23 protein-coding genes are annotated in these 24,938 nt (G+C 58.6%); 15 read left to right on the forward strand and 8 right to left on the reverse strand.

Features of this window, described 5'->3' with window-relative positions:
* Window positions 1-115: 115 nt before the first annotated feature.
* The 6 genes from CCOY_RS05180 to CCOY_RS05205 all read left to right on the forward strand — a co-directional run bounded on the left by CCOY_RS05180 (window position 116) and on the right by CCOY_RS05205 (window position 8,703).
* The gene (locus CCOY_RS05180) at window positions 116-3,244 is read left to right on the forward strand and encodes a DEAD/DEAH box helicase (protein ID WP_092102229.1); all 3,129 of its coding nucleotides are present in this window, start codon (window positions 116-118) and stop codon (window positions 3,242-3,244) included.
* Complete coding sequence (locus tag CCOY_RS05185; RefSeq protein WP_092102232.1) at window positions 3,237-4,052, forward strand: SWIM zinc finger family protein; 816 nt, start codon at window positions 3,237-3,239, stop codon at window positions 4,050-4,052. The genes CCOY_RS05180 and CCOY_RS05185 overlap by 8 nt, the downstream gene beginning before the upstream one ends.
* Before the next feature lie 58 nt (window positions 4,053-4,110).
* The gene (locus CCOY_RS05190) at window positions 4,111-5,259 is read left to right on the forward strand and encodes a metallophosphoesterase family protein (protein WP_070421822.1); all 1,149 of its coding nucleotides are present in this window, start codon (window positions 4,111-4,113) and stop codon (window positions 5,257-5,259) included.
* 2 nt (window positions 5,260-5,261) lie between these two features.
* Window positions 5,262-7,931 carry an AAA family ATPase gene (locus tag CCOY_RS05195; RefSeq protein ID WP_092102235.1) on the forward strand — a complete coding sequence of 890 codons (2,670 nt, stop codon included), beginning with the start codon at window positions 5,262-5,264 and terminating at the stop codon, window positions 7,929-7,931.
* Window positions 7,932-7,942: 11 nt separating this feature from the next.
* A complete protein-coding gene (locus CCOY_RS05200) occupies window positions 7,943-8,416 on the forward strand; it encodes a MarR family winged helix-turn-helix transcriptional regulator (protein WP_070569867.1) in 474 nt (157 codons plus the stop codon).
* Between the two features lie 71 nt (window positions 8,417-8,487).
* Entirely contained in the window at window positions 8,488-8,703 is a 216-nt protein-coding gene (locus CCOY_RS05205; protein WP_070421825.1) for a PspC domain-containing protein, read from the forward strand.
* 84 nt (window positions 8,704-8,787) lie between these two features.
* Here the strand turns inward: CCOY_RS05205 and CCOY_RS05210 are convergent, their stop codons facing one another.
* The 4 genes from CCOY_RS05210 to CCOY_RS05225 form a co-directional block, all read right to left on the reverse strand.
* Window positions 8,788-10,401, reverse strand: a complete 1,614-nt coding sequence (locus CCOY_RS05210; RefSeq protein ID WP_070421826.1) for an alpha/beta fold hydrolase — start codon at window positions 10,399-10,401, stop codon at window positions 8,788-8,790.
* Window positions 10,402-10,473: 72 nt separating this feature from the next.
* Window positions 10,474-10,932, reverse strand: a complete 459-nt coding sequence (locus CCOY_RS05215; protein ID WP_070450152.1) for a hypothetical protein — start codon at window positions 10,930-10,932, stop codon at window positions 10,474-10,476.
* Window positions 10,933-10,949: 17 nt separating this feature from the next.
* A complete protein-coding gene (locus CCOY_RS05220; protein WP_070421828.1) occupies window positions 10,950-11,483 on the reverse strand; it encodes a YceI family protein in 534 nt (177 codons plus the stop codon).
* 66 nt (window positions 11,484-11,549) lie between these two features.
* Entirely contained in the window at window positions 11,550-12,470 is a 921-nt protein-coding gene (locus CCOY_RS05225) for a CPBP family intramembrane glutamic endopeptidase (protein ID WP_143028469.1), read from the reverse strand.
* Between the two features lie 1,162 nt (window positions 12,471-13,632).
* Here CCOY_RS05225 and cmtR point away from each other — a divergent pair.
* The 7 genes from cmtR (at window position 13,633) to CCOY_RS05260 (ending at window position 18,525) form a co-directional block, all read left to right on the forward strand.
* On the forward strand, window positions 13,633-13,992 hold the full coding sequence (gene cmtR, locus CCOY_RS05230) for a Cd(II)/Pb(II)-sensing metalloregulatory transcriptional regulator CmtR (RefSeq protein WP_092102250.1): 360 nt from the start codon (window positions 13,633-13,635) through the stop codon (window positions 13,990-13,992).
* Window positions 13,989-14,591: a cadmium resistance transporter gene (locus tag CCOY_RS05235; protein ID WP_092102253.1), complete on the forward strand. Its 603-nt coding sequence runs from the start codon at window positions 13,989-13,991 to the stop codon at window positions 14,589-14,591. The genes cmtR and CCOY_RS05235 overlap by 4 nt, the downstream gene beginning before the upstream one ends.
* A 518-nt stretch (window positions 14,592-15,109) precedes the next feature.
* Entirely contained in the window at window positions 15,110-16,339 is a 1,230-nt protein-coding gene (locus tag CCOY_RS05240) for an IS481 family transposase (RefSeq protein WP_070771103.1), read from the forward strand.
* 565 nt (window positions 16,340-16,904) lie between these two features.
* Window positions 16,905-17,351, forward strand: coding sequence for a hypothetical protein (locus tag CCOY_RS05245; RefSeq protein WP_143028470.1), 447 nt, complete (start codon window positions 16,905-16,907; stop codon window positions 17,349-17,351).
* An 11-nt stretch (window positions 17,352-17,362) separates the two neighbouring features.
* Complete coding sequence (locus CCOY_RS05250) at window positions 17,363-17,584, forward strand: hypothetical protein (protein ID WP_092103064.1); 222 nt, start codon at window positions 17,363-17,365, stop codon at window positions 17,582-17,584.
* 27 nt (window positions 17,585-17,611) lie between these two features.
* Complete coding sequence (locus CCOY_RS05255) at window positions 17,612-18,175, forward strand: hypothetical protein (protein WP_209273023.1); 564 nt, start codon at window positions 17,612-17,614, stop codon at window positions 18,173-18,175.
* A gap of 32 nt (window positions 18,176-18,207) precedes the next feature.
* On the forward strand, window positions 18,208-18,525 hold the full coding sequence (locus CCOY_RS05260) for a hypothetical protein (RefSeq protein WP_143028471.1): 318 nt from the start codon (window positions 18,208-18,210) through the stop codon (window positions 18,523-18,525).
* 247 nt (window positions 18,526-18,772) lie between these two features.
* Here the strand turns inward: CCOY_RS05260 and CCOY_RS05265 are convergent, their stop codons facing one another.
* The 4 genes from CCOY_RS05265 to CCOY_RS05280 form a co-directional block, all read right to left on the reverse strand.
* Window positions 18,773-19,549: an ATP-binding protein gene (locus CCOY_RS05265; protein WP_070451844.1), complete on the reverse strand. Its 777-nt coding sequence runs from the start codon at window positions 19,547-19,549 to the stop codon at window positions 18,773-18,775.
* The gene (gene istA / locus CCOY_RS05270) at window positions 19,546-21,180 is read right to left on the reverse strand and encodes an IS21 family transposase (protein WP_083308148.1); all 1,635 of its coding nucleotides are present in this window, start codon (window positions 21,178-21,180) and stop codon (window positions 19,546-19,548) included. The genes CCOY_RS05265 and istA overlap by 4 nt, the downstream gene beginning before the upstream one ends.
* Window positions 21,181-21,364: 184 nt before the next feature.
* The gene (locus tag CCOY_RS05275; protein WP_143028472.1) at window positions 21,365-21,733 is read right to left on the reverse strand and encodes a transposase; all 369 of its coding nucleotides are present in this window, start codon (window positions 21,731-21,733) and stop codon (window positions 21,365-21,367) included.
* A 225-nt stretch (window positions 21,734-21,958) separates the two neighbouring features.
* A complete protein-coding gene (locus CCOY_RS05280) occupies window positions 21,959-22,300 on the reverse strand; it encodes a helix-turn-helix domain-containing protein (RefSeq protein ID WP_092102262.1) in 342 nt (113 codons plus the stop codon).
* A gap of 158 nt (window positions 22,301-22,458) precedes the next feature.
* On the opposite strand from CCOY_RS05280, the gene CCOY_RS05285 reads away from it, so the two are divergent.
* Both CCOY_RS05285 and CCOY_RS05290 read left to right on the forward strand, forming a co-directional pair.
* Window positions 22,459-23,739, forward strand: a complete 1,281-nt coding sequence (locus tag CCOY_RS05285; RefSeq protein WP_092102265.1) for a hypothetical protein — start codon at window positions 22,459-22,461, stop codon at window positions 23,737-23,739.
* Between the two features lie 194 nt (window positions 23,740-23,933).
* Window positions 23,934-24,926, forward strand: a complete 993-nt coding sequence (locus tag CCOY_RS05290; protein WP_092102268.1) for a tyrosine-type recombinase/integrase — start codon at window positions 23,934-23,936, stop codon at window positions 24,924-24,926.
* The last annotated feature ends 12 nt before the right edge of the window (window positions 24,927-24,938 follow it).

A 24,938-nucleotide genomic window follows, 5' to 3' on the forward strand; every position in this document is an offset into this window, starting at 1 on the left:
TTCTCCAATCTTCTTGTAACGTTCGCCACACTTTAACGCAAGGGTGCTCTACGTTGCACATAATCCTTAAAAACTTTTAGGGGTCAATTTCGGGGTGGGTGGTATAAGGGTGGGTATGCCTAAATACGTTTTGCACGGGCTCTGGACGTCCGACGCTGGACTTGTCATTTGGGCTGAGCAGGTAGAAGGCCACAAAATTGTGACGATTGGCCAAATTCCGGAGGGGACTTTTCCGCCAATTGTGCATTCGCTTCTCGACGATTCCCGGTTCCGTCATCGAGAAATCCTGCTCCTGCAAACTCCGAAAGGCCGCCAAGTAACACTGCGTGCTCCGGTGGCAAAGTTCGCGCCCGAGGATGCGATCAGGTTCTTGGAGAGCATCGCACATCTCGACGGGCCATCACCGGCAGCAACCCCGTCGCAGCGCCAATCGATCGCACCTGACCTGTATTGGCTCATTCGTATGTACGCGGGGTTGACCAAGTTCATCCGCGCCGGGCGGGTGTCGATCCATGTGCCGTACCGGCAGAACCAGTGGTTTGCACAGTGGCAGTTGGGCACAGGTCTTGAGGAGCGTGGCTGGCTCGCGGAGATGATCGCCGCGGCCCCCGGCGTGCTCACGGCCAATAACCACAAGTTAAGCGAGGATTGTGCGACGACGTTTACGCACTGGATTGCCTCGACTCGTCTGCGTGATACGGCGACGTCAGAAGCTGGCCGTCCGTTTCCGCGCCACGACTTTGTGCTGTCGCTGATGTTCGACACCCCGCTTCGTCGCGGCGGACCGAGCCTGGCGCAGCAGATCGGTGATTGGAACGGCACGATCACCGCGGCGAATCTGCAGCTGGTCTTCATTGCGGAAGACCCGCAAGAGCCGTTGACAGATCTTGACGCCAACCGCGACGGCGACGGCAGTAGCAACAGTGACGCCGCTGCAGCGGAGCCGTTGTGGCCGGTGCGGATCCAGGTCCGCTCGCAGGCGGATTCACCCCGCCCGGTTCGCATGGCGGATTTTGATAGCGCGTCGGCGGATCACCTTCGTGGCCAGTTGCGCTCCGCGATCGCAGTGTCGGAGCTGCTCGATCCCTCACTGCATGGTGCCCAAGGGCGTACTGACGGTGATTGGGATGTGCTGCTCACGGCTGATCAGATCGTCGAGTTCGTCCAAAACGTTGCGCCCGCGTTGCGTGCGGAAGGCTTCGTCGTCATGCTGCCGCGAACGTGGGCGACGGCGGAGACATCGTCGCAACTGAAACTTGCCCGACACGAGGACCCGCACGATTCCGCCACGGTCACTCGCATGGGCTTTGACACGCTGGTCAAGTACGACTGGCGCCTTTCCATCGGCGGAGTGGAATTGACTGACGATGAGATGGCGGAACTTGCGCGCTCCAAAACCGGGCTGATCAAACTGCGCGGGGAGTGGGTGCTGGCCGATACCAAGCATCTGTCTAAGTCCGCGAAGTATCTGAACAAGCTCAAGGAAAGCACGCTGAAGAACGCGCTCGCCGAGGCGGAAGCCGCCGAGATCCACGCGCGTCTTGCAGAAGCCGGTGGCAGCGAAGATGCCGAACAACTTGCAGAGATCGCTCGTGCGGCTCGCGTGGAGTACGAACGGTTAAAAGAAGCGCAGGGCGAGGGCGTGGTCTCTGCTGCGGAGCTGCGTCAGCTGGCCTTGGAAACTGGCGACGATAGCCCGATCGCGTTCACCGGCTCACCCTGGTTTACCTCGCTTGTCGGCGGCACCGACCGCCCAGCGCCTGAGCGCGTAGAGGTCCCTGAGACTGTCAACGCCGAACTGCGCGAGTACCAGCGCCGCGGTGTGGACTGGCTGTACTACATGTCCCGCAACAACCTAGGGGCTGTGCTTGCAGACGATATGGGGCTCGGCAAAACCCTCCAACTGCTGACCCTGCTTGCGGTGGAAGAGGCGAACGGCAGGAAAACCGGGCCGACGCTTGTGGTTGCACCGACCTCTGTGGTGGGTAACTGGGCGCGCGAAGCGGCCCGCTTCGTGCCGGGTATGAAGGTGCGGGTCCACCACGGTACGGGACGGCTCAAAGGCGACGAGCTGTTCGCTGCGGCCGAAGAAGCGGACATTGTCATTTCCTCCTACGGCACGGTCGCCCGCGACGTGAAAGACCTAGCCAAGGTGCGTTGGGATCACGTGGTGCTGGATGAGGCGCAGGCGATTAAGAATTCGGGCACGCAGGCGTCGAACAGCGTGCGCGCCCTGCCAGCCCGCCACCGCATCGCGCTGACCGGCACGCCGATTGAAAACAAACTGTCGGAGCTGCGTAGCATCCTCGACTTTGTTAACCCCGGCATGCTTGGCTCCCAGTCGTTTTTCCGCAACCACTTTGCCAAGGTCATCGAGGCCCACAGCGAAGATCCTGTCGCGCTCGAGATGAGCGAGCGGCTTCAGCGTCTCACCGCGCCGTTTATCATGCGCCGGCTGAAAACTGACACGGCGATTATCAGCGACCTGCCCGAAAAGGCCGAACATGTCATCGCCGTAGACATGACAGCCGAGCAAGCCGCACTGTACAAGGCGCTCGTGGACACGATGCAGGAAGAACTGCAGAACCGAAAAGGCATTGCGCGCAAAGGCCTGGTGCTGTCCACCATCACGCGCATCAAGCAGATTTGTAACCACCCGGCGCACTTTCTTGGCGATGGCTCCCCAGTCACCATCAAAGGCGTCCACCGCTCCGGCAAAGTACAAAAACTCATGGAACTGCTGGACAACGCTATCGAAACCGACCAGCGCGTCCTGATCTTCACCCAGTACAAGGCCTTCGGCGACATCCTCCAGCCCTACCTTTCGGAGCGCCTCGGCGGGAAGATCCCATTCCTCCACGGCGGCGTGGGCAAAACCGCGCGCGACAAGATGGTGGAAGATTTCCAAACTGAAAACGGCCCGCGCGCCATGATCCTGAGCCTGAAGGCCGGCGGCACAGGACTCAACCTCACCGCGGCCTCTATGGTCATTCACCTCGACCGCTGGTGGAACCCAGCCGTAGAAAACCAGGCGACCGACCGCGCATTCCGCATCGGACAAGACAAAAACGTTACCGTGTACAAAATCATCACCCGCGGCACCATGGAAGAATCCATCCAAGACATCCTCGACGGCAAAACCCAACTCGCAGGCACCGTCGTCGGCCAAGGCGAAGGCTGGATCACCGAACTGGACACCGATGATCTGGCACAACTGATCAGCTACAGGGGGCAAAATGACTAAACGCCCACGCGAAGACAACGTCATCTACGCCAACTTCGGCGCACGCACACGCGTCTCCAGCCCAGCCGAAACCGGGGCGCAGACCAGCGAACCCTCGCGCGTCAACAGGCTATCCGCACCAGCGATGCGCATATTCAACGCTGCAGTGCGCCAAACCGACGTCGCGCGCGCCAAACGCGGCCGCACCTACGCCGACGGCGGGCATGTCCTTGGGCTGACCGCCGTAACTAATGGAATGCACGCAGACGTTGCAGGCAGCCAAAACGAGCCCTTCCGCACCACACTCGTCCTGCCGCACCGCAGCCGCGAAGACATCGAAACAGCCATCGGCTCGCTTGTGCGCGAAGCAGGTTCCCTCGAGCGCCTCCGTGCCGGGGAACTCAATGACGACGTCCTTGACATCCTGCTCTGCTCCTCACCCGACGAGGTGCGGTTTTACTGCGACTGCCCGGACAACGCCCAAGTTTGCAAGCACGCGGTCGCGTTCGCACAGTGCGCTGCCGAACTTATCGACGACGACCCGAGCCTCATCCTCTCCATGCGCGGCATCACGCTTAACGCGCTCGAAGACCGCAAACGGCGCGAATCACACAACATGGCGCTCGAGAACTCCGCGCCGGGTTCGCCGTACTTCTGGGATGGGCACGACCTGCCCGATCTGCCACACCCGAAGATCGCGCCGATGATCGAAGATTCGGACATCCACTTGCTGCACCGTGCGATGCAATCTGTGTCGTTTACCAACATCGACCAATTGCGCGCGGTAGCAGATATCGAGGATCTTTACGACGACCTCACGCGTTCATAGTTCATATGTTCGAATATATTGTGTGCTGTGTCGTGATGGGGTGGTAGTTGTTGTGGGTATGACGCGCACGACATTCATTCACACGTCCGACCTGCAGTTGGGCATGACAAGGAAGTTCCTGTCCGCCGACGCCCAATCGCGTTTCAACGAAGCCCGGCTCCGCGCGGTAACGCGCCTCGGCGAGATCGCCGAAGAGCGCGGAGCTGAATTTATCGTGGTTGCAGGCGACGTGTTCGAACACAATTCGCTCAAGCGCGAAACGCGGGGGCGCGCACTCGAAGCATTGCGGCATCTCCCGGTGCCGGTGTATCTGTTGCCGGGAAACCACGACCCGTTGGTGGCGGATTCCATCTTTAATTTCACCTCTGACATTGATGGGGTGACGGTCTTGGGAGACTCCACGCCCGTGGAGGTCCGCGAAGGCGTGGAGATTGTCGGTGCGCCACTGCTGGCCAAGCATGCCTCCGAGGATTTGTGCGCGAAGGGGATTCGGAATCTGGAGCCGACAGAAAACGTGCGCATCTTGGTCGGCCACGGCCAGGCAGAAGGCTATGGCACCGAGGAGACGGCGGCGCTTATCGACATTGCCAAACTAGATGCGGCAATCGATCGCGGCGTGATCGATTACGTGGCGTTGGGAGATACCCACTCCACGCAATCACTGTCGGACTCAGGTCGAGTGTGGTTCTCCGGCTCCCCGGAAACCACCGACTACTTCGACCGTTCACCTGGCGCGAAGGGCGGGGAAGTGGATTCCGGCAACGCGCTAGTCGTGACCGTGGAGAAGGACAGTCTGACATCCACAGTCGAGGTTGAGAAGGTTCCGGTTGGCACCTGGACGTTCGAAGCACGCTTCTGGGAGGTCAACGATGCCGACGATGTTGCCGCGGTTATCGACGATCTGAAGGCCTATCCTGCGAAGGATCGGACCGTGATCAAGTATGCGCTCTCCGGCACGCTTGGCCTGGAAGCAACCCGTACGTTGCAACGAGAGTTAGACGAGTTAGAGCCGGTCTTTGCCGCTCTCTACGAGCGGGAGCGGTTGATGAGCCTGCACCTCGAGCCAGACGAGGAAGAGCTAGAGAATTTGCCGCTGACGGGTTACGCCAAGGAGGCGATGCGCGAGCTTATAGGTGTTGCTGGCGATGAGGCTACAGCGCGCGATGCCGTGAACTTGTTGTTCCGTCTGTCTAAGGAGGTCCACTAATCATGCGTATCCATTCGCTGACCCTCGACAATGTTCGTGCGATTGAGCACCTGGAGCTGCGTGACCTGCCGGATACAGGCGTCATCGTTGTCCACGGACGCAACGAGGCCGGCAAGTCGACCATCTTGGACGCGCTTGATGCAGTACTCAACGAGCGTCACACTGGCGGCGGCAAGAAGATTCGCGCTCTTGCACCCGCAGGACGTGACGAATCACCAGAGGTAGAACTCAACGCCACGATTGGCGGCACCACGTTTACCGTGCGCAAGCGATGGCTCAAGGGAAAGAAATCAGAGCTGACGGTGCACACGCCGGTCCGCGCTAACTTCACCGGCCGCGAAGCCGACGATGAGCTTTTGCGGATCCTGGACGAGCACCTGGATACAGCGCTTACTCAGACGCTGTTTCTCCGCCAGGGGGACCTCGATCCAGCGATCGCTGCTGCCGGTATCCCGACGATCTCTCGTGCCCTTGACGCGGAAGCCGGAGAAGGCGAAACCGGTGAGGAAGATTCAGACCTCGCCCGCGCCATTGATGCCGAATACGAAAAATACTGGACCAACGCGCAACCACCGAAGAAGAAAGCACCCTATGCGGCGTTGTTTACCGCCGTAGAGGATGCCCGCGAGAAGCTGCGAACACACGAAGCGGAAGTGCAGCAGCTGTCGCAGTACGTCGATGAGGTTGAGCGACGCAAGAGTGAGATCGACAGCATCGACAAGGAACTGCCTGATGCCGAGCAAGAGTTGCGTGAGCGCGAGCAGGCAAGCGCTGCGGCGAACCAGGTCCGCGATAAGGCAGCTACCGCCCAGGAGCGCCTCGAGCGAGCGACGATCACTCGCAAACGTGCTGAGCAGGATGTAGCAGACCGCAACGCCCTGAAGAAGCGCGTGGAGTTGGTCAAACATGAGGAAGCTCAGCTCCGTGAAGAGATTGAGCCTGCACGAAAAGCCCGTAACGAGGAAGGGGAGAAGATAGCAACCCTTCTTGCGGATGTCGAGGGCGCGAAGACACGACTTACAGACGCACGCACTGCATCCAAACATGCAGAGACCTTGCGGGATCTTGCACGGGCGAAGCGTCGCCTCAAGACCATCGACGAGCAGCTCGAACGCATTGGCACGGTAGAGCAGGCGTATAAAGAACTGCTCTCCAACGCGCCAGAGCGCGACGTCACTGACAAACACATTCGGGACCTTGAACAGGCAGAAAACGAGGTCACACTCCAGCGCCGTCTGCGCGACGCATCCTCGGCAAAACTAGAGATCACCGCAGATCATGCGACGATCACTGTCGATGGCGATGATCGCCCCATCAACGGTACGGAAACCGTCGCGGTCTTCGAGGGCTCCACGTTGCAGTTGGGTGAATTCGGCGTGGTGTTCCGCGCAGCCCAAGGCTCTGCAGATCCCCAAAGCGCCGTAGAGAAGGCAGAACGCGCATTTGCTGATGCACTTGCCGCCACCGGTTGCGACAGTGTTGATGAGGCCCGTGCCGCCCGCGACGCCACGCAGGAGTACGCCTCCGAACTCAAGGTGGCGCGCCAGCGTCTCGACGACACCCTCGCCGGTGCATCCGCCGACGAACTGCGTGCCGAGCGGACCAAACTGTCGGCACAGGCTGAAGAGCTTGCGGCAGCGCTGAAAGACACTGCTGCATCCGATGCCGTAGCGGAGGTGGACGAAGCAGACGCAGAGGAAGCGTTGCGCGAGGCGCAAAAGGCGCTCGCTAGCGCAGAACGTGACGTGGACGCTGCCGAAGCCGCACTGAAACCCTACGCAGACAAAACCGCAGCACACACGCTGACCGTCCTGGAGACCCGTCTGGAGGCAAAAACAGCAGAAGCCTCTGCAGCAGCCGCGGAACTGTCCCGTGCGGAGGAAACAACACGTGCCGAAGATTTGGACAAAACTCTCCAGCAAGCGCGTGAAGACGAAACCGAATCCCAACAGGTTGTTGACGCGCTAAAGGCGGAATTGGCGGAAGCGGATCCCGAATTCGCCGCATCCCTGCTGGAGGGAGCCACCACACGTCTGAGCAATCTGGAGAAGCGCAAGAACGATGCACAGAACCGAATCCGCGAGCTCACCGGATACATCGACATGGCCACCGGTACTGCCGAGCAAGCCGACCATGCTGCTGCGGAGCTCGAGATCGCCCAAGCCGCCCTTGACCGTGCAACGCGACGGGCAGAGGCGGTGAAACTCCTACGCGAGACTATGCACCGCCACCGCGACGTTGCCCGTTCGCGCTACGCAGCACCGTTTAATGCCGCAGTGCGCGAGCGTGCCCGAATCCTGTTCGGCCCGAGCGTAGATTTCAACTATGGCGATGACCTGACGATTACGGACCGCACCATCGATGGCGTCACGGTGCCACTCGATCAACTCTCGGGAGGCACCAAGGAGCAGTTAGCAATCCTGACCCGCTTTGCCATCGCAGACCTGGTGTCCGGAGAGGAGACAGGTGCTCCTGTGCCGGTAGTTGTTGATGACGCGTTGGGTGCGACCGACCCGGAGCGCCTTGCTCGCATGAACTCGCTATTTAGCCAGGTGGGCAAGCACTCACAGGTGCTCGTACTCACGTGTTTCCCGCAACGATTCGACCGCGTGTCGGCTGCACGGACCTACGCAGTGGATGACTTAAAGGGGATTCATAAGGGGATTGGATAACATCATCGGTTATGGCTACTCAACCGCGCTGGCTTACTGAGGACGAGCAACACCTCTGGCGACTGATCCTGGCTGCCTCGAAGAAGGTAAATAACGCCATCGATGAGCGGCTGCAGGAAACCGCAGCCATGTCTGCTCCCGAGTTCTCAATCCTGGTGGTGCTTTCCGAAGCCCCAGAACGGACAATGCGACTGCGCGAACTGTGTGCCGAGCTGCAATGGGACCGCTCGCGTGCGTCGCACCAGGTCACACGCATGGAAAAGCGCGGATTGGTGTCGAAGAAGGTGTGTCCGGGCGATGCGCGCGGCGTATTGGTGACTATCACCGATGAAGGCTTCACACGCCTGGAATCTGCAGTGCCGGATCACGTCGAAACCGTCCGCCGTCTGATCTTTGATCAACTGACAGACGAGCAAAGGGACGTGCTTCAAACCTGGCTGAACGATGTCATTGCGGCCGACCCACGAACCCCTGACGGTTCGTAAAAATATCGCAACATGTTTCCAGAACCATTGCCGGAGCGAGGGAAGCGGAGTTTGATGGAGGCATGTCTTATATGAATAGCTCCCAGAACTTTAGTAACACTCCGAAGCGACTTGAACGGTCAATGACTGATAAGTACATCGCGGGCGTATGCGGTGGCATAGCGAAATACTTCGGGGTGGACTCCACCCTCGTTCGCGTGGTCTTCATCCTGCTGGTACTCGCCGGGGTAATGCCGGGCCTGTTGGCATACATCGTTGCTTGGATGATCATGCCGGCAGAGTTCTAAAACACAGAGTTTTAGAAAATAATGCAGCCCGTGATGTGGTTCGTCGCTACGAACTCCATCACGGGCTGACGCCTATGCGCGGGGCTATCCCTGGTTGAAGTACCCCGGCTGATCAACCGGTCCAAGGTTGCCGGTGCGCAGGTATTCGACAACCTGACGGTCGACAGCCTGGTTGCCGCGCCCGACGTGACCGTGGCCCGGGCCGTGAACCGTCACCACGTGCGAGCCCATCGGCTGGGCGATGCCGAAGCGTCCCGCATACATGGTTTGCGGATCACGCGTGGCGTTGATCTGCAGTGGACGAGTCTTCAGCTTCGAACCGTTGAGCGCCACCTTGCCCGTGACTGGCGCTGCGCCGTTGCAGGTCACACCAGAGCCGAACTGCAGAGCAGGGGCGGTGATGACCTCGCCGGTCTGGTTGGCCCAAAACGCTTCCGGAATAAGGCCGTAGTCCGGCGCAGCGATGTTCTCGTTGCAGGTCTGCACGGCGAGCAACTCGTTGCGGGCGATGGACTCGTCTTGGAGGAACTTCATCAACTCAGGCGCCGGCTTGGCCTGGTCTTGCTTTAGCGAGCCATTGGTGAGCCGTGCAAGCGAGTCCCAGTCCGCAGGCGAGGGCAGCACATTGCGAGTGGCCAGCAGCAGCGGTGATGACACCTGGTTCGCACCCGGGTTGAGCATGCGGGAGATAATGCCTTCGCCCTCTACACGGGCCTTGCCGGCAGCCGACATAGCGTCTGCGCCCGCTTGGCCGGCAAACGCGAGTGCAGGCGGAAGGTCGCCCACACGGGCTGGCGGTGGGGTCACGGTCGGGTTAGTGCCGGACTGTGCGACGACCACGTTCGACCAGTACTGGTACGCCTTCAGTGGGGTATTGCCCATGCGGTACTTTGCGTCGTTTGCGGCGACCCACGCGAAGTACTCGTTTAGTGCACGTTCGTAGCCGCCCTTTTGGTCCAGCAGGATCTTCGACCACTGGTCGTTCGGGTTCATCGCGGAGTCGAGGACGACCTTGTCGGTGCGGTTGGGGAACATCGACGCGTACGCCGAGCCCAAGTACGTGCCGTACGACAAGCCCATGATTGAGATGGTGTCGTATCCAAGCGCCCAGCGGACCATGTCCCAGTCACGGGCGTTGTTGTAGGTGGTGATCGTCTTGGTGTAGCCCGGACGAGGCTTCTCGCACAGTTCGCGGGTGAGTCCGCCTTGGGTGACCGTGGCGTCCCATGTCAGCTTCGCTATGTCGGCAGGGCCGTTCATTGCAGGGTCAGCGCACTTCAACTGAGTAGAACCAATCAGGCCACGCGGTTGTACCGCTACGAGATCCCACTCGTTGCGCATCTCCTGCGGCCACTTCATGCCTTCGTTCATGCCGAAGAAGCTGTAAGCATCGCCACCAGGCCCGCCTGGGTTGCCGAAGATCGCGCCACGACGTGCACCCGGATTTTGAGCCGGGATCTTGATAAAGCCAACGGAGATGTCGCCAGCCGTGGGGTTGTCGTAGTGCATGGGCACCAAAATGCGGCCGCACTGTGCGCCCTTGGCATCAACGTAGAACGGGCACGACTCCCACGTAATGACAGGGGAAGTCGGCTGCGCGTGAGCAGGGGTTGCGGTCAGTGGTGACAAGGTGAGTGCCAGCGCGCCGAGTGCTGCAGCACTTCGCTTGACGACGCGTCTCGTGACCGACTTCAACATAGCCAGGCTCCTTTTCTCCATACCTAAGGTTTCGCTTAACCGAATCTACCGGAGTTGTCAGCTATCGCCACGCTACGCGCCGATTCTTTCGCGAATTGCACGCTGCACGTGGTCTTGATCCGCCACGGCAACGAGGCAGTCATCTGCATTGCGGACACAGATGCGCACCGTGGGCCCGCCGAGGGTGAACGCGTCCGCATCGGCGTAGCGGTCCGGCTGGTCGGTCAGCATGGCAATACCGGTGAAGTGGATCAGGCTGGGTTCTTCTCCGGGGCGCACGTCCTTGATGTCCGAATATGAGATGGTTCTGGATCGGCTGCCAAGGGTGGTGGTGAGGGAGTCGTGGTCAAGAACCAGCGCCACTTTGCGGGAGAAAATCCAGAGCCCCCAAAGCACCACCACGAATCCAAACAACAGCGCACCGTAGAGTTCGCCGCTCAACGCTGCAACGACGACTGCCACAATGACGAAACCCGCGACGAATGCCGCGGGTAGACCGCCTGGATGGCGGGTAAACACTTTCCGCTCCATGGCGGCGAGTATAAGGCCTACTGCTTGATGCCGGAGCCTTCGATCTCGATGCCGACCTTCTCGCTGACCAGCATGCCGCCGGAGTTCAGCGGTGCCTGGAAGTCGATGCCGAAGTCCGTGCGGTTAATGGTGGTGCGAGCTTCGAAGCCGATGCGTGTGTTGCCGAACGGATCCTCTTCGACGCCAAACGTCTCGACGTCAAACGTGATCGGCTTGGTGGTGCCCTTGATGGTGAGGTCGCCAGTGACGGAGCCGTTTCCCGACTCATCGATGTTGAACTCGGTGGCGGTGAACGTCATTTCCGGGTGCTTGTCGACGGCGAAGAAGTCGTCGCCACGCACATGCTCATCACGATCAGCGTTGTTCGTATCGACGCTCGCGGTGCGCACAGTGCCCGTCGCGGTGCTCTCGGCCGGGTTCTCGGCGATGGTTAGTGTTGCATCGAAGTCGGTGAACTCGCCGCGGACTTTGGTCACCATCGCGTGGCGCACGGTGAAGCCGATGGTGGAGTGGGCAGGGTCGAGGTTGTAAGTACCGGTCAGGTTAGTCATTGCGTCTCCTTTATTTGATGTCGTTTGAACGTGTGGCGCCGACTGTAACGGAGTAATGGTGACACGTCAACAATTGTTTGACCGGCAATTTGCTGGTTGAGAAGTAGCTCGCTTAATGAGCAGATACGCTCCGGCGGTCGCCGCCACGGTGGCCACCAACGAGATCGCAAGATCGCTTGACGACAACGCCGCCAAGTCCACCCCGTCCACGCCGAATGCGTCCGGCGCGTAGGCGAACGTGTTGCCGACTGTGTGCACCGCAGCCGCCGCTTCAATCCCACCGGTTGTGTGGGTGAGGAAGATGGCGCACAGCGCGAACACTGTGACGCTGACCATGCCTTGCCATCCGTAGTGGTGGCCTGACAGGAAAAACAGCAGCGGCAGCAGATACGCAATCACGGCGGAGGAGAACCACTGGCCGGTGATCTGCACAAGCGAGCCGCGGAAGAAGAGCTCCTCGGACAGCGACTGGAGCGGTGCCATCGCGACGATGACGGCCAGTGCGGCGACATTCATAAAAGTAAAAGTCGCCTGGGACCGGTCCGAGATAACCACCGCGTAGATGCCCTCGGCGCCGAGGAACAGCAGGGCGGGTAGCAAGGCGAGCCCGAAGTTGCGCCACCTAAAGCGCAGTTCCCTGGACCACAGCGCACGGGGGTCGCGGCCTGTCACTCGGGCAGCGATGAACCCCGCGGGGATCATCGCCACCCACCCAATAAATGTTGCAGCTGCGAGATACGGATGCTCCAAAAACGAGTATTCCGCGAACGCGCTGACCTCAGGATGGGCGATCTTCTCGTACAGGTAGAACAGGCCGATCGCCGCGCTCGTTAGCGTGACCAAAAGCACCAGAGCGATGACGAGTTCAATCAACGGACGCCACCATGCCGGCCGGGGTGGAGTGGGGTTGTCAGTGTTGGGCGGTGTGGCGGGTCGTCGATACGCGCGTCCGAGGAGGTGGTAGGCGGGGGATGTAGAGACTTTCAAGATGTGACCTTTCTCGCTACTCGCCGTGTTTCTTATCCCAGCGATACATGTGGAAGTCAAAGATTGGCAGAATGGCGATGTAGTAGACCCCCGGTGTCCACGCGGCCGGTTTGAGTAAGTTGCTTAGGTTGAAATTGTCCCTGTCAACAGGAAACACGATATACATGGCCAGGACGGCCAAAGGGACGACTATGAAACTCTGCCACCATGGCGGAACCTATGGGGCTCCATCCTCTTCTCTTGCGGTAAGTGCTCCGCCAAAACCAATTTCGAACCGAGAGCCCATTCCAAAGCCTCCTTACTACAAAAAGCTTAATACCGCCCGCGTGACAACGGGTGCGACAAAGAGGGGGCTGTGAATTGCACTCCCGGAACGACCCCGAAAACAAAAATCTCGAGACACCGTAGGAACGATGTCTCGAGACAACGGGACTTTCACGAAACCTCCTGACCTGTTATATCGGGTCCACGGTTACACCTCGGTTACACGACAGGAGTCAATTATATGATGTGAACAGGAGCGCTCCTTGGAACGGGAAGTCAGGAAATTCCGCTTCCGCCTCTTCCTGCCTCTCGGCAAGCTCCACGCTCCACCGTGAACGCTCGACAAGTTCGTCAAAGGTGAGCACCTCCGGTGACTTGCGGTTCGAGCGGAAACTTTCAAAGCTACGGAACTTCGAGCCAATTCGGTTGCCTTGGGCGCGGCACAAATCGCACATGGGCCGATCGTCAGAAACGAGCGTGGTTCAACCAAGTATGCACCGTCGCCAGTGTTTCCCTTGTTGTCCCTCTCGGCAATCCATCCGGCAAGGCTCTCCTTGGCGGCGTGAACCGTTGTCGAACCCCGAGGTGTCCCCGCTGCAAACGGGAATCGAGTCGAGGCTGCTGATGAGGTAGATAAGTTCGTTCGAGCCTTCCCGGTTCAAGATGATGGGGCCATCGGGTTTTGTCCCGTTCAGATCATTGCTTGGGGCCTGAAAACCGATCTCTCGAACTACGCCCGGCTCGTGCGCAACTTGAATCTCGAGCTGGCGACGCTGTTTTCGCAACTTTGCCGGAATCACTGCCATCTCTGCTCCTTCCACTGTCTCTTGAGCGGCACACGCTGCTACGCCGCTACATCGGACTTGAAATGTTCAGTGCTCGCTGTATAGTTCAGTGCATGCTGACTATTGCTTCACGTCTCGACGTGATGAACCGCCTGGGTCGTGCACTGGCCGACCCCACTCGATCCCGGATCATCTTGACCCTGCTCGACCATCCCGCTTACCCGGTGGAACTGTCCCGAGATCTGGACCTGACACGCTCGAGCGTGTCCAATCACCTGGCATGCTTGCGCGATTGTGGGATTGTCGTCTCCGAGCCCGAGGGGCGTCGGACGCGATATGAGATCGCCGATCCGCACCTGACGCAGGCGCTGACTACATTGGTCGATGCCACCTTGGCAGTAGATGAAGATGCCCCGTGCATCGATCCCGCCTGCTCGGTTGCCGGGTGCTACGCAGCTGGGGAGGACGCATGATCCTCACCACGGTCTTGCAGGCGATAGGCCTGTTCGCAGCTACCAACATCGACGACATCATCGTGCTCTCCCTCTTCTTCGCGCGAGGGGCAGGCCAGAGCGGCACCACCGCCCGTATTTTGGCCGGCCAGTACCTCGGATTTGCCGGCATCCTCGTCGCCGCGATCCTTGTGACCGTCGGCGCCGGAGCATTTCTGCCCCCGGCAGCTATTCCATACTTTGGTCTCATCCCTCTAGGCCTCGGCCTCTGGGCCGCATGGGAGGCCTGGCGCGGAGACGATGACGACGATGACGACGAGGCCAAGGTTTCCGGCAAGAAGGTCGGCGTTTGGACAGTCGCAGGCGTCACGTTTGCCAATGGCGGCGACAACATCGGTGTCTACACCCCTGTATTCCTCAGCGTGGAACCTCTCGCAGTAGTTGCCTACTGTGTTATCTTCCTCGCGCTCGTTGCGGTCCTGGTGGCCCTGGCAAAGTTCGTCGCCACCCGCCCCCCGATCGCGGAAGTGCTCGAACGCTGGGACGACATCCTCTTTCCCATCGTTCTCATCGGCCTCGGCATCGTGATCCTCGTCAGCGGCGGAGCCTTCGGGCTCTGACGTAGCGGCAGTGTTCCAAACGGCCCCGACCGGGCGCACCCCTCGCGGTTCAGACCCCAACAACTACCCGCAGCCAGTCCTGCGTGATCGCAGCAACAAGACCGCCATGGAGCACTGCAAAAACCGCGCCACCAGATGAGTACGGAAACTCTTCCGCGGCTCGGTCCGCGCTCATAAACAATCCGCGCTATAACCCGAGCAGGAACGGCGTTCAGACAAAGAAAAATGACCCCTCCGAACGAACGGAGCGGGTCACTTTTGTGTTCGCGGCCGTTTTCCTTCGGCCGACAGGAGGTTTCGTGAAAAGATTGGAACAGTTTCGTGAAACCCCCTGCTTAATTGGTGTCCCCGACAGTGTCTGGTTCGGTGACATCGTTCCGCATGTCTCATGAGATTGTTCCGGTTTGTCCTGCGGGTATGTCTCGCCACATCGTTCCGGTGGAAAACGAGTCCACTGAAAATGCCCCACCGGGCCGAAAACCGATGTCTCGAGTCATCGTTCCGCCCATGCTTATCGGATGGAGAAACCAGGCAAGCCCACACCGAAAATCATCATCCAGACCATGCTCGCCACAGGCATGAGCCAAGCCGAGGCGGCTGAGCACTTCGGCGTTTCGACCCGGTGGATTAGAACACTGCAAAAGCGCTACCGAGAAGGCGGCATGGACGCGCTTACACCTCGATCAAAACGGCCAAGAACAAACCCAAGGGCGCTCGACAAAACAGTTGTCGACCGCATTCTTCAACTGCGCGACGAACTCACCCACCGCGGCACCGACGCCGGCGCTCACACCATCCGTTGGCACCTACAACAAGACGGAATAGACCCTCCACCAGCAGTATCAACCATCCACCGAGTGCTTGCCAACAACGGACGCATCACACCACAGCCCCAAAAACGCCCACGCAGCTCTTGGCGTCGCTTCCAGGCAGACCAGCCCAACGAAACATGGCAAATGGACTACAGCGACTGGACCATCGCCGGACACAAACGCGTAGCCATCCTGACCATCCTCGATGACCACTCCCGATTCATCATCTCCTGCCGCGCCTACCACACAGCCACCGTCACAAACGTCATCACAAGCTTTATCGCAGCAGTTCAGGTACATGGCTGCCCACAATCAACGCTCACCGATAACGGCCGAGCATTTACCACCAACACCGACCGGAAAAACCCGTCACGAAACGGCTTCGAGCAACTGCTCATCGACTTGGGCATTACCCAGAAAAACGGCAAGCCCTACCACCCGCAAACCCAAGGCAAAGTCGAACGCTTCCACCACACACTCAAACTCGCGCTAAACAACAAGCCACCAGCACAAACCATCGAGGAGCTCAACGAAGATATCAACGAGATCATCGACTACTACAACTACAAACGCCCACACAGAGCACTCGCCCGCATCACCCCAGCCGAGGCCTACAGCGCACTGCCCAAAGCCAAACCGGCAGCAGCAAACTTCGACCACCACTACCGGCTACGCACCGACAAAGTCAGCATCAACGGCAAGACCACTCTGCGATGGGGCGGGAAATTACGCCGCCTCTACATCGGCCGACGCTGGGGCGGCGAACCCATCACCATGGTCTGCGTCGACAACCACGTCGACATCAAAATAAACGCCACCGGGGCACAAATCGCTGCCTACACACTCACCGACGAAAAGATCTACTACAACCAATCAGACAACGAACTAAACCCCAAACGGGGCAACTCCAAAAACAAAAATCTCGAGACACCGTAGGAACGATGTCTCGAGACAGGGACATTCAGCAAACTCCCCAACCTTTAGCTCCGCCGCCGCTTACACGGCGGCTTACACGTTTTCCGCCGCTTCCTTACACACCCCGCAACGATCCCGTCCCGGAAACCGCCGCGAGTCTCGAAGCGAAACCCCTACCGACCTTCGCGCGGGAATCATTCTGCCACGCGGGCGGGCCAAGAAACTGGACAGGCTGTAAGCAATATACGGTTCCCCGTGCGCTAGCACGGGAGCATTTACTTATGCTTCGTAAGACAGCCGAGAAGCTAACAAAATTAATGGTGATATCACTGGGATTGTTGTCCGGGTCCGATAACAGTCCTATTTAAATTGGATAACTATCGAGTGACACTGCACTATTGAGGTTGAGATGTAGTCGGTGCGCACAATAATAGAAAGGCGAAGGTTCACCCAAAGATTGGAGGAAACGATGATCTGTAAGAGAACTTTCGGAAAGGTTGCAGGGGCAGCTCTGATGGGAGTGGGGCTAGCGTTTGCGCCAGCTGCGTCAGCGGACGCACAAGAGGGGGACTATGCAGTAAGTCAGGTGGGCGATAATTCTTTCGTCCTACAAGGCGCTGATGGGCTGACTCGATCAACCTTGCCTGTTGATCAGCCGGGTGTCCAAGGCCGACACATAGAGCTGCAACCTGGCGACAGAATTGAGATCAGCGGTGATGGACAAATCGCTGACCTGGTCAATAAAGACGGCGATGTCGTAGGTTCATTTACTGCACCACAGATCTATGACGCTGACGGCAACGAGCTATCTGCAAGTTTTGTTCAATACGAAGATATGCTTATTCTTGCTGAAACAGGTCTTTCATCCCGTGATGCTTGCACCAAAGCTGCGGTAGGCAAGTGGACATACCGTGTAGGGGCTACTGGAGTATGCGGAGCGCTTGGTGCAGGGACTGGAGGTGTTGCAGCGGGAGCTTGCGGTCTCGGTGCAGCATGGGCAGAAGATAATATCAACTTTGATTCTGTATGTTAGTGAGGGGAAAGATGTCCAATTTTCGCAACCCGAAAAAAATCGCTACATCATTCGCCTACCTCATCGCTGGGATATGGGTCTACTGTCTGATCGTAGCTCCACTATTCTCTGAAGCCAGTTACGCCAATGTGGCCCTAGAGAAATCAAAAGATATCGGCATTGGATTTACGATTGTGGCGCTTCTTGTAGGGACCGTATGGTTCCTGTTTGCCAAAAATAAATCTGACGCATAAAACCGTGTGAGGCTACCCTGCTTTTATTTGGCCTTCTTCTACAGCAAGGATTGGAGTAATCCGTTGAAAACTATTGTTTCTCGATTCGTACCAGTCGCAGCTATTACGGCAGCTGCTCTTGTTGGAGTTGCCTCTGTAAGTGCTTCGGCTTTTGCCGCTGAGTCAGTTTCTGCCGCAGCTTCCGAAGCTTCTGGCCAGAATGGTAAGGGTGATTTTTGGTTCGAGTCAGAAGACGGAATTCGCAGCTTTAACGTCGATGGCAACGTGCTGGTTCCTGAACTTCTTGATGGCGACAAGGTTGAGATCGAAGGAGACGTCATCAACGCTTATGATGCCCAGGGAGAGGTTGTTGCAAGCCTCAAGGCAGACCTTCCTGAGGGAGTTGCTCTGAAGTATACCGATGGAGTGATTTACGCTGGCAGCGAGAGTGGCCAAGCCTCACGTTGCATCGATAATAAGTGGGTAGCTTTGGGCATCAATTACGCTGGCGATGCACTCGTCTGTGCTCCGCTCGCTGCCGGTACCGGTGGTGCTGGCGCTGTTTTCTGCGGTGCAGCTGTAGGCGCTGGCGTCACTGCCGCCAGCTGCTAGTGCATTGATGTAGAAGCAAAAGGGTTTAAGAAATGACAAAAGCAAACGGTAGCACTGTTGTAAAGACACCTATGGGACTGCCGGTTCCCCTACTTCTCTATGCAGCATCGATCGCGACTCTAATTGCTGCTGGATCGGCCGCTTCAATGTACAAACTAAGCTACCCATGGTGGGTGTGGATTGTAGAGGCATTGATCCTTTTCCCTATCGTTTATCGGATCTCTCGTAATTCTGCCAAGGGCAATGACTCCGGCGACTATGTAATTGTTACGGAGTCAAGGGTCATTGCATTTGCCACAATTTCAGCGATTGTGATTGCACTGCTGATCATTATGATCGCTGTACTGTAACAGCTGTGCTCTCTCCGGCGCCCATTGCCGTAGATATACCTAGGTCCCCGACGGGTCTTAGCCGGTTTATTGCCCCTGCATGTAGCAATGTAGGGGTAATTTTATGCCTTGTATGATCCAATAGGTGGCACTGTGCGTCAAAGTTTCACAGTTGCTTGTTAGGACCACGGATTTAGTAACGCTGTGGTGAGTATCCAGTAACGCCCGGGTGAGTATCGGGTAACACCCGGGCGTTGACTATGAGCCGCTACTGCGTATTGGCTTCGAGGCGCATGTTCGGGCCTTCCAGCGTGATGATCTCAGCGCCAACGACAAGCCGATTCAGTATCGACTCGGCGATGACAGCATCCGGGATGGACTTGTACCACTCATCGGGCGTGAACTGGGAGGTGACAATGGTTGATCCCCGGTGTTCACGCTCAGCAAGAATGTTGAGCAGCTGGTGTGCTGTGGCAGCATCAATCGGCGTTGTTAAGAAGTCATCAAGCACGAGTACGTCTGCCAGGTGTAAGTCTTGAAGAAACTCCATGCGTGCTGTGTCATCATGGCGTAGCACCATTAGCTGGTTGGCCAGGGTGTCTGTGCGGAAGAAACGGGCAGAGTAGTCGTTTCTGCACGCAGCGGTAAGGAGTGCTTGGGCCAGGTATGTTTTGCCGACGGATGATTTGCCGAGGATGACAATGCTTTGCGCTTTTTGACACCATTGGCAGTGAGCGAGTCTGGTGATTTGCTCTTTGTTGAGGTTGCGGCCGGGTGCGTAGGTGATGTCTTCGATACACGCATCGAGATTTGGCGATCGGGATGCTTTGAGTAATTTGTTGACTCGTCGTTCACGCTTGGCCGCGACTTCTTTATCGAGCGCGTAGAGCACTTTGTCAGAAAAGCTCCACGAGTCGAAGACAGGATCTGCTGCAATATCAATCACGGTTCGGCCAAAAGCCGTCATACGTAGATCGGTAAAGACAGGCAGGATCGATTCATCAAGAAAGCGCGCTGATGCTGATGCTGGTTGTGGCTGTGTCATGACTGTAGGGGTCCTTTCTTCGTGAGGTTTTCCATACTGAACTGGGCAGACCCACCCAGATATGCGCCGCGGGTATCGCGTGCGTGTTCCACCGGTGGTGTTTCAGGCGCTGTTGTGGCTGGCAAATCATGGCCTGTCGGGCGGGTTGATTGGTCTTTGCGTACCGCGGCCATCATGTTTTTCACCGCGGTATACGACACTGCTCTCCTGGTGCCATCAGGTGCGATCAGGCGTGCACAGGCTTGTTCTAAAATCACTTTGTTGGCGTGTTTGCCCATATTCAGTACGTTTCGGCACGACTGAAATGCCTGGGCAGGGATTGCCTTTGCGCTGATGAGTTCTTCGATGACTGTCCGGGTTGCTGGCCCGATCTTGGCTGCTTCACGGTAGAAGTAGTCACTGGTCCACAACCCTGTGGTATCAGCCATGTTGGCAGGAATATGATCCACATCGGTGACATAGATTCCCCGGGCTTGGGCAAGCCGGTGGGTTGCAACACGCTGCCCGGCATCAAAGACGGTTACTTCATTGCCAGTGATACGTACATCGACAGTCCGGCCGACGAGCTGGTAAGGCACCGAATAACGTGCTGTGTTGACGGTGATGTGGAAGTTGGGGGCGACTTTCGCACGTTTCCATTCGGTATGCTGCCACGGTGTTGTGGGAAGTTCGCCGAGTACATCGCGTTCAAACTCGTCAAAGAGCATCCTTCTGCTGGTGTTGATGCCGCGAAACGGTACCGCGTCATTGATGCTGTCAACCAGGCTGCGGATGCGCGCATTGAGTTCATCGAGCCCAATACATTGATGTCCGTGGAGGGTGTGGATGACTTTTTGGGTGATGATCTTGACTGCTGCTTCTACATTCGCCTTATCCTTTGGACGCCGAGCACGAGCAGGCAGCGCGGCAGTGTTGTAGTGCTCAAGGAATTCCTCGTAGGTGGAATTGACCTGCCGGTTGCGGTCAGCAGCACTAATTGCGTGGGATGCTGTCGAAGCATTGTCCGGCACGATGACTTCAGCAACCCCGCCGAAGTATTCAAATGCTTGGATATGCGCCCACAGCCACGCTTGTTGCCGCTGGTTCGGGCAAGCACAGGCAAACAACATGCCGGAATACGGCAGTGACGCCACGAAAATGCTGACTTTTGCACCCCGAGCATCAGTTGGGTCGAACAGGCGCATTGCGGTGCCAGCCCAGTCGACTTGCATGGTGTGTCCCGGGGCATGGGTAATGCGTGCGGTAAGTCCTGTGGCATCGACGTGTTCAGCAACAAGCTGGCGGAAACGCTCGTAGCTGTAGTAACGCTGGGACGGGTGGGCTGGTTGGGTGGTGTAGCGGCCCCACAAGACTTGGAGAGTGACTTTGTTGCGGCCGGTACGTGCTTTGGCCACTGCGTCAAAGTCGATGGGTACGAAGTCGCCTTGGGCACCACTTCGGCCATCGACAAACCATGTGGCCATTTCTTCGTCGGTGATACCGGCGAGTTGTTCACCGGTTGTGATCTGGTGTGCCGCCATTGTGTGGCGGGCTTTTTGAACTGTGGTGTGTGAGCATCGCACAGTCGAGCAGATTTGGCGGACGGACCAGCCTTGTAAGACAAGGTCCATCACAGCCCGGTAATCAGTCACGATCGGACTCCTCTGATGATGCCGCGTGTCCTTTTGCCACGCGGTCAGAAGAATCTTCTCCCAAAGCGTTACCCGATACTCACCATTGCGTTACCCGATACTCACCACGGTGTTACTGGATACCCCCGCGCAACAGTTGCTTACGAACCGCTTTGTGTCAAGTGGTTGTGAACGGATTTGGGTGTTAGATCGTGATGGGTTGTGGGGTTGGGGCGGTTTGGGTGGTGGTGCGTATGATGCTGACTTCTGCTGGAAGGCCTGTGCCAGCTTTGGTGTCCGGTAGTTGTGTGATGGTGACTTCGCTTAGTGCGTTTCGCATCCCTTCTTCTCGTTTGCGTTGCAGTTTGGTCCAGGTGCCGTCGAGTACTGCTTGTGGTGGGTAGTAGTTGATTCCGCTGTGCGGGGTGGCGTTGTAGACCGGCACCCAAGGGCTGACCCAGGCGTTGGCTTCGCCCAGCGTGGTGAAGGTTTTCGGATAGTACGTCCTGGTTTTCAGGGTGTTTGGACGTTTTCGACACCAAAAAGTTCGCGCTGCCGCCACATAAGCGAACACGCATAACACCCCCGAAATAGGTCACTCAAATACCCCCGGACAGGGTCATCCGTGCGTGCAAACATGCACACACTTCCACCACTCCTGTCGACGTCGTTCCGGCCACCCGTGTCGACACATCGAATCGGAACGACTTGCGCCTGCCAGGAGGTGTACTTTTGTGAGTGTGCGAGCGTTTTAGCCATGCGAAACAACGAAACTTTCACCATCACACACCCGCAAGACTTACGGGTAGTCATACCCGCCCTTGGACTTCAGACCTTTTCGCGACGGAGCCTTCTGGTACGGCCACATCGGCATGTGGACCGCGGCCTCGACGGCGGCAACGGTGTCGGCAGACGGCCACACGTCACCTGTGACCCAACGCGAGAGCACCGAGGGGTGCAACCCGCACCTGCGTGCGAAGTCCGACCTGTTCTTCGCCCAGCCCTCGGCAACGTAGTACTCGACCGTTTTCACGAGATTGTCCCGCAGTGCCCAAGCCTTGCGGTAGACCTCGGGCACCGTCTCGACGTCCACGTCGGGCCACGTCTCGTATGCGCGTCGCGGTGGAGGGAACTGGGCCATGCCTGCAACGCTACAGCCCAAATGCAGCGAACCGTAGTGCAAACATGCAACGGGGGTACTGGCTTCGTCATTGCGACTGTTTTCGCCGAGCGACAGGACCCGAGCCCCGTTTCGTCTACTCGCGTCGAGATCCGCTCAGTTACCCGAGGCGGTGCGAAATGACACTGACCAACCACCAACGCGAAGAAGTCTTGGGCCGTATTGAAAACTACGCCCCTCTAGGCACCGACGCCGGCACCTGGGAACACATTGCTCACTTCGTTCGTGAGACCGCGAAGAAGGCGACTGTCGGGTCGGAAACCGGGTCGAAGGTGTTCGTTGCGGACCAGAAGTCGAGCGTCGACGTTCGTGGTGTACTGCGTGTGCTGACCCGAGCCTCCGCGAGAGCGTTCAACTCCGGGCGTGCGCTCACCGTTGACACGGTGCTCAGCGACGCGAACGTCTCAGCGATACTCGCAACCTTGAAGTCGAGGAACTCGGTTTCTCAAGAAGCCTACCTCTACCGGCTCGTGCGCGAGGCGCTCGACGGCCAGGAGTTGTCGTTGTACCACCGACGGGACATCGAAAAGCCGCCGGCACAGCCGTACAAGCCGAACGACTGGCAGCGCCTGCACCACTGGGTTGTTTCACAGTCCACAGAGCTTCGCCGCGAGCGTGCGGCCGTCATTGTCGGCTTGGGCCTTGGTGCCGGCATTGGGCCAGAGGTTGCACGGGTCAAAGCCCGTGACGTCACCCTTGACCCGGACGGGGTGGTGTGGGTTGCGGTGCCGCACCGTGTCGCCGAAGGCGCGGCGCCCGCTGTTCCTGTGGCGGCGGCACTGGCTCGAAATGTGTGGGAGGTGGCGCAAAAGCGTGAACCCGACGAGTTGCTGCTCGGTGGCGCAGAGAGCGACGTTCGCGAAATTACGAAACGGTTGAACCTGAACCGTTCGTTCAGGGTCGAACTCGACAGGTTGCGTGCGACGTGGGTGCGTGAGGTGGTGCGAAATTTGCCGCGCGAAACTGCGGCGGCCGCGGTGGGCACTGACCTCCTCAGCTTTCGTCGCCTTGAGAAAACCGCGCGTCTTGACCCGGCCACACCCGACTCGCTTGCCGACAGGCTCGACGTGTTGGCAGACCCGCTTCGAGACTGGCCGGCGCTGCGGTTGTCCGAGGCCGCACCTGTGGCTGACGTAGGGGAAGGTACAGGTTCCGTCCCGGTGTCCGACGCGGTGGTCGTGTCGTTGCCGAAGCCGGAAGCAGACAGCGCCACGCGCGGCGACGGGACCAGGGCTGCGGCACCGGAACCAGGCCAGCAGGCCACCGTCGCCGACCTCGACGCGCACCGCCCACAGCGGGCACCCCGCTCAATTTCGAGCGAACTGCCTGCCCCCGAAGAGGGTCGTCTTACCGACTTTGCCCGCGGACCGAACCCCGGTACGGAAAGTCGTGGGTGGTAGGCATGTTGACCTGCGAAATTGCAGTGTTTGTCCAGGCAGAACATTCGGGAGCACGTCGTATTCGTGTGCATGTTTGCACGCTGTGGACCTTGACGTCGTGTGCAAATTTGCACACACTGGGGCTAACTCTTTCCACCATAGGAGTAGCCCACGCCACCACCACCTTGTGTGTGGGCGGACAAGGACAAACGAATATGACCACCACAACCACCCGCAAGGACGTCCACCAGGTCATTGCGGCCTACACCCCGAAAGTTGTCGAACCCCACGAATGGGACGTTGTCGCACCGTTTGTGCGCGAGCACGTCGCCGCTGTCGCCAGTGCCGACTGGTCGGCTGACCAGTGCCGAAACGCACTTCGACTCGTGACCCGACTCGCGGTGCATGTCTTCAACGCTGGGCGAGACGTCAGCGTTGCAGCCGTGTTTAGCGAGGGTGCTATCAACGCATTTTGCCACCAGGAGCTCGACACCGCGGCAACGCACGTCCGTGGCACGTCACGGGCGACGCTGCGCCGGATCGCCAAGCAAGTCAACCTGAACTTCGACGGACCGCGTCAGCGCCCCGAGTACGGCAACGAAACGAAGGCCGCACCGTACACCGAAGCAGAAGTGCTTGGCGTAAAGACCTGGGCTGACGCTGAGCACACCGAGTCTCGTCGCCAGCAGGCGAACCTGCTGCTTGCACTTGCACTTGGCGCAGGGCTTCGCTCCGGCGAGGTCGCAAACCTCACGGCCGGCGACGTTGAGACCGACGCGCAAGGCACCGTGGTCTACCCGTGGGGCTACCGAGGGGCGGACAAACGGTTCGTGCCTGTCGAGCGCGAGTGGGCAGGCGTTGTTGCTCAGGCCGTCGAGAACGCAGCAAGCCGTACAGAGTGGCTGTTTCGGCCAATGCGGACAACCGCCGACTCGGGCACCGTTGCGACGTTTACGAAACGCTCTCCGCACCGGGGCACCGTGCTCGACATGGCACGGGCACGGACAACCTGGCTTGTCAACCAGATCAAAAAGGGCGTGCCGGAGACCGCCGTCGTCGAGGCCGCGGGGCTTTCCGACTTGCAGCACTACCGGCAGTTCTTGGTCGAACCGACACACGTTTCGGCGCGCGAGGCGAGAAGCCTGCTGTCCGGGACGTTGCACGAGACGCCGAAGCGAGGGCTGACGCTTATTCACGGCAGCGCGTAGGCGCTTTCCACA

Source organism: Corynebacterium coyleae (assembly GCF_030408635.1).
Taxonomy (GTDB): Bacteria; Actinomycetota; Actinomycetes; order Mycobacteriales; family Mycobacteriaceae; genus Corynebacterium; species Corynebacterium coyleae.

Coding starts and splice junctions, on each gene's coding strand:
- CCOY_RS05210 (WP_070421826.1), bottom strand. CDS start 10,401: ATGTTGAAGTCGGTCACGAGACGCGTCGTCAAGCGAAGTGCTGCAGCA.
- CCOY_RS05185 (WP_092102232.1), top strand. CDS start 3,237: ATGACTAAACGCCCACGCGAAGACAACGTCATCTACGCCAACTTCGGC.
- cmtR (WP_092102250.1), top strand. CDS start 13,633: ATGCTGACTATTGCTTCACGTCTCGACGTGATGAACCGCCTGGGTCGT.
- CCOY_RS05250 (WP_092103064.1), top strand. CDS start 17,363: ATGTCCAATTTTCGCAACCCGAAAAAAATCGCTACATCATTCGCCTAC.
- CCOY_RS05200 (WP_070569867.1), top strand. CDS start 7,943: ATGGCTACTCAACCGCGCTGGCTTACTGAGGACGAGCAACACCTCTGG.
- CCOY_RS05240 (WP_070771103.1), top strand. CDS start 15,110: ATGGAGAAACCAGGCAAGCCCACACCGAAAATCATCATCCAGACCATG.
- CCOY_RS05235 (WP_092102253.1), top strand. CDS start 13,989: ATGATCCTCACCACGGTCTTGCAGGCGATAGGCCTGTTCGCAGCTACC.
- CCOY_RS05220 (WP_070421828.1), bottom strand. CDS start 11,483: ATGACTAACCTGACCGGTACTTACAACCTCGACCCTGCCCACTCCACC.
- CCOY_RS05195 (WP_092102235.1), top strand. CDS start 5,262: ATGCGTATCCATTCGCTGACCCTCGACAATGTTCGTGCGATTGAGCAC.
- CCOY_RS05290 (WP_092102268.1), top strand. CDS start 23,934: ATGACCACCACAACCACCCGCAAGGACGTCCACCAGGTCATTGCGGCC.
- CCOY_RS05260 (WP_143028471.1), top strand. CDS start 18,208: ATGACAAAAGCAAACGGTAGCACTGTTGTAAAGACACCTATGGGACTG.
- CCOY_RS05205 (WP_070421825.1), top strand. CDS start 8,488: ATGAATAGCTCCCAGAACTTTAGTAACACTCCGAAGCGACTTGAACGG.
- CCOY_RS05215 (WP_070450152.1), bottom strand. CDS start 10,932: ATGGAGCGGAAAGTGTTTACCCGCCATCCAGGCGGTCTACCCGCGGCA.
- CCOY_RS05190 (WP_070421822.1), top strand. CDS start 4,111: ATGACGCGCACGACATTCATTCACACGTCCGACCTGCAGTTGGGCATG.
- CCOY_RS05180 (WP_092102229.1), top strand. CDS start 116: ATGCCTAAATACGTTTTGCACGGGCTCTGGACGTCCGACGCTGGACTT.
- CCOY_RS05280 (WP_092102262.1), bottom strand. CDS start 22,300: ATGGCCCAGTTCCCTCCACCGCGACGCGCATACGAGACGTGGCCCGAC.
- CCOY_RS05285 (WP_092102265.1), top strand. CDS start 22,459: ATGACACTGACCAACCACCAACGCGAAGAAGTCTTGGGCCGTATTGAA.
- CCOY_RS05265 (WP_070451844.1), bottom strand. CDS start 19,549: ATGACACAGCCACAACCAGCATCAGCATCAGCGCGCTTTCTTGATGAA.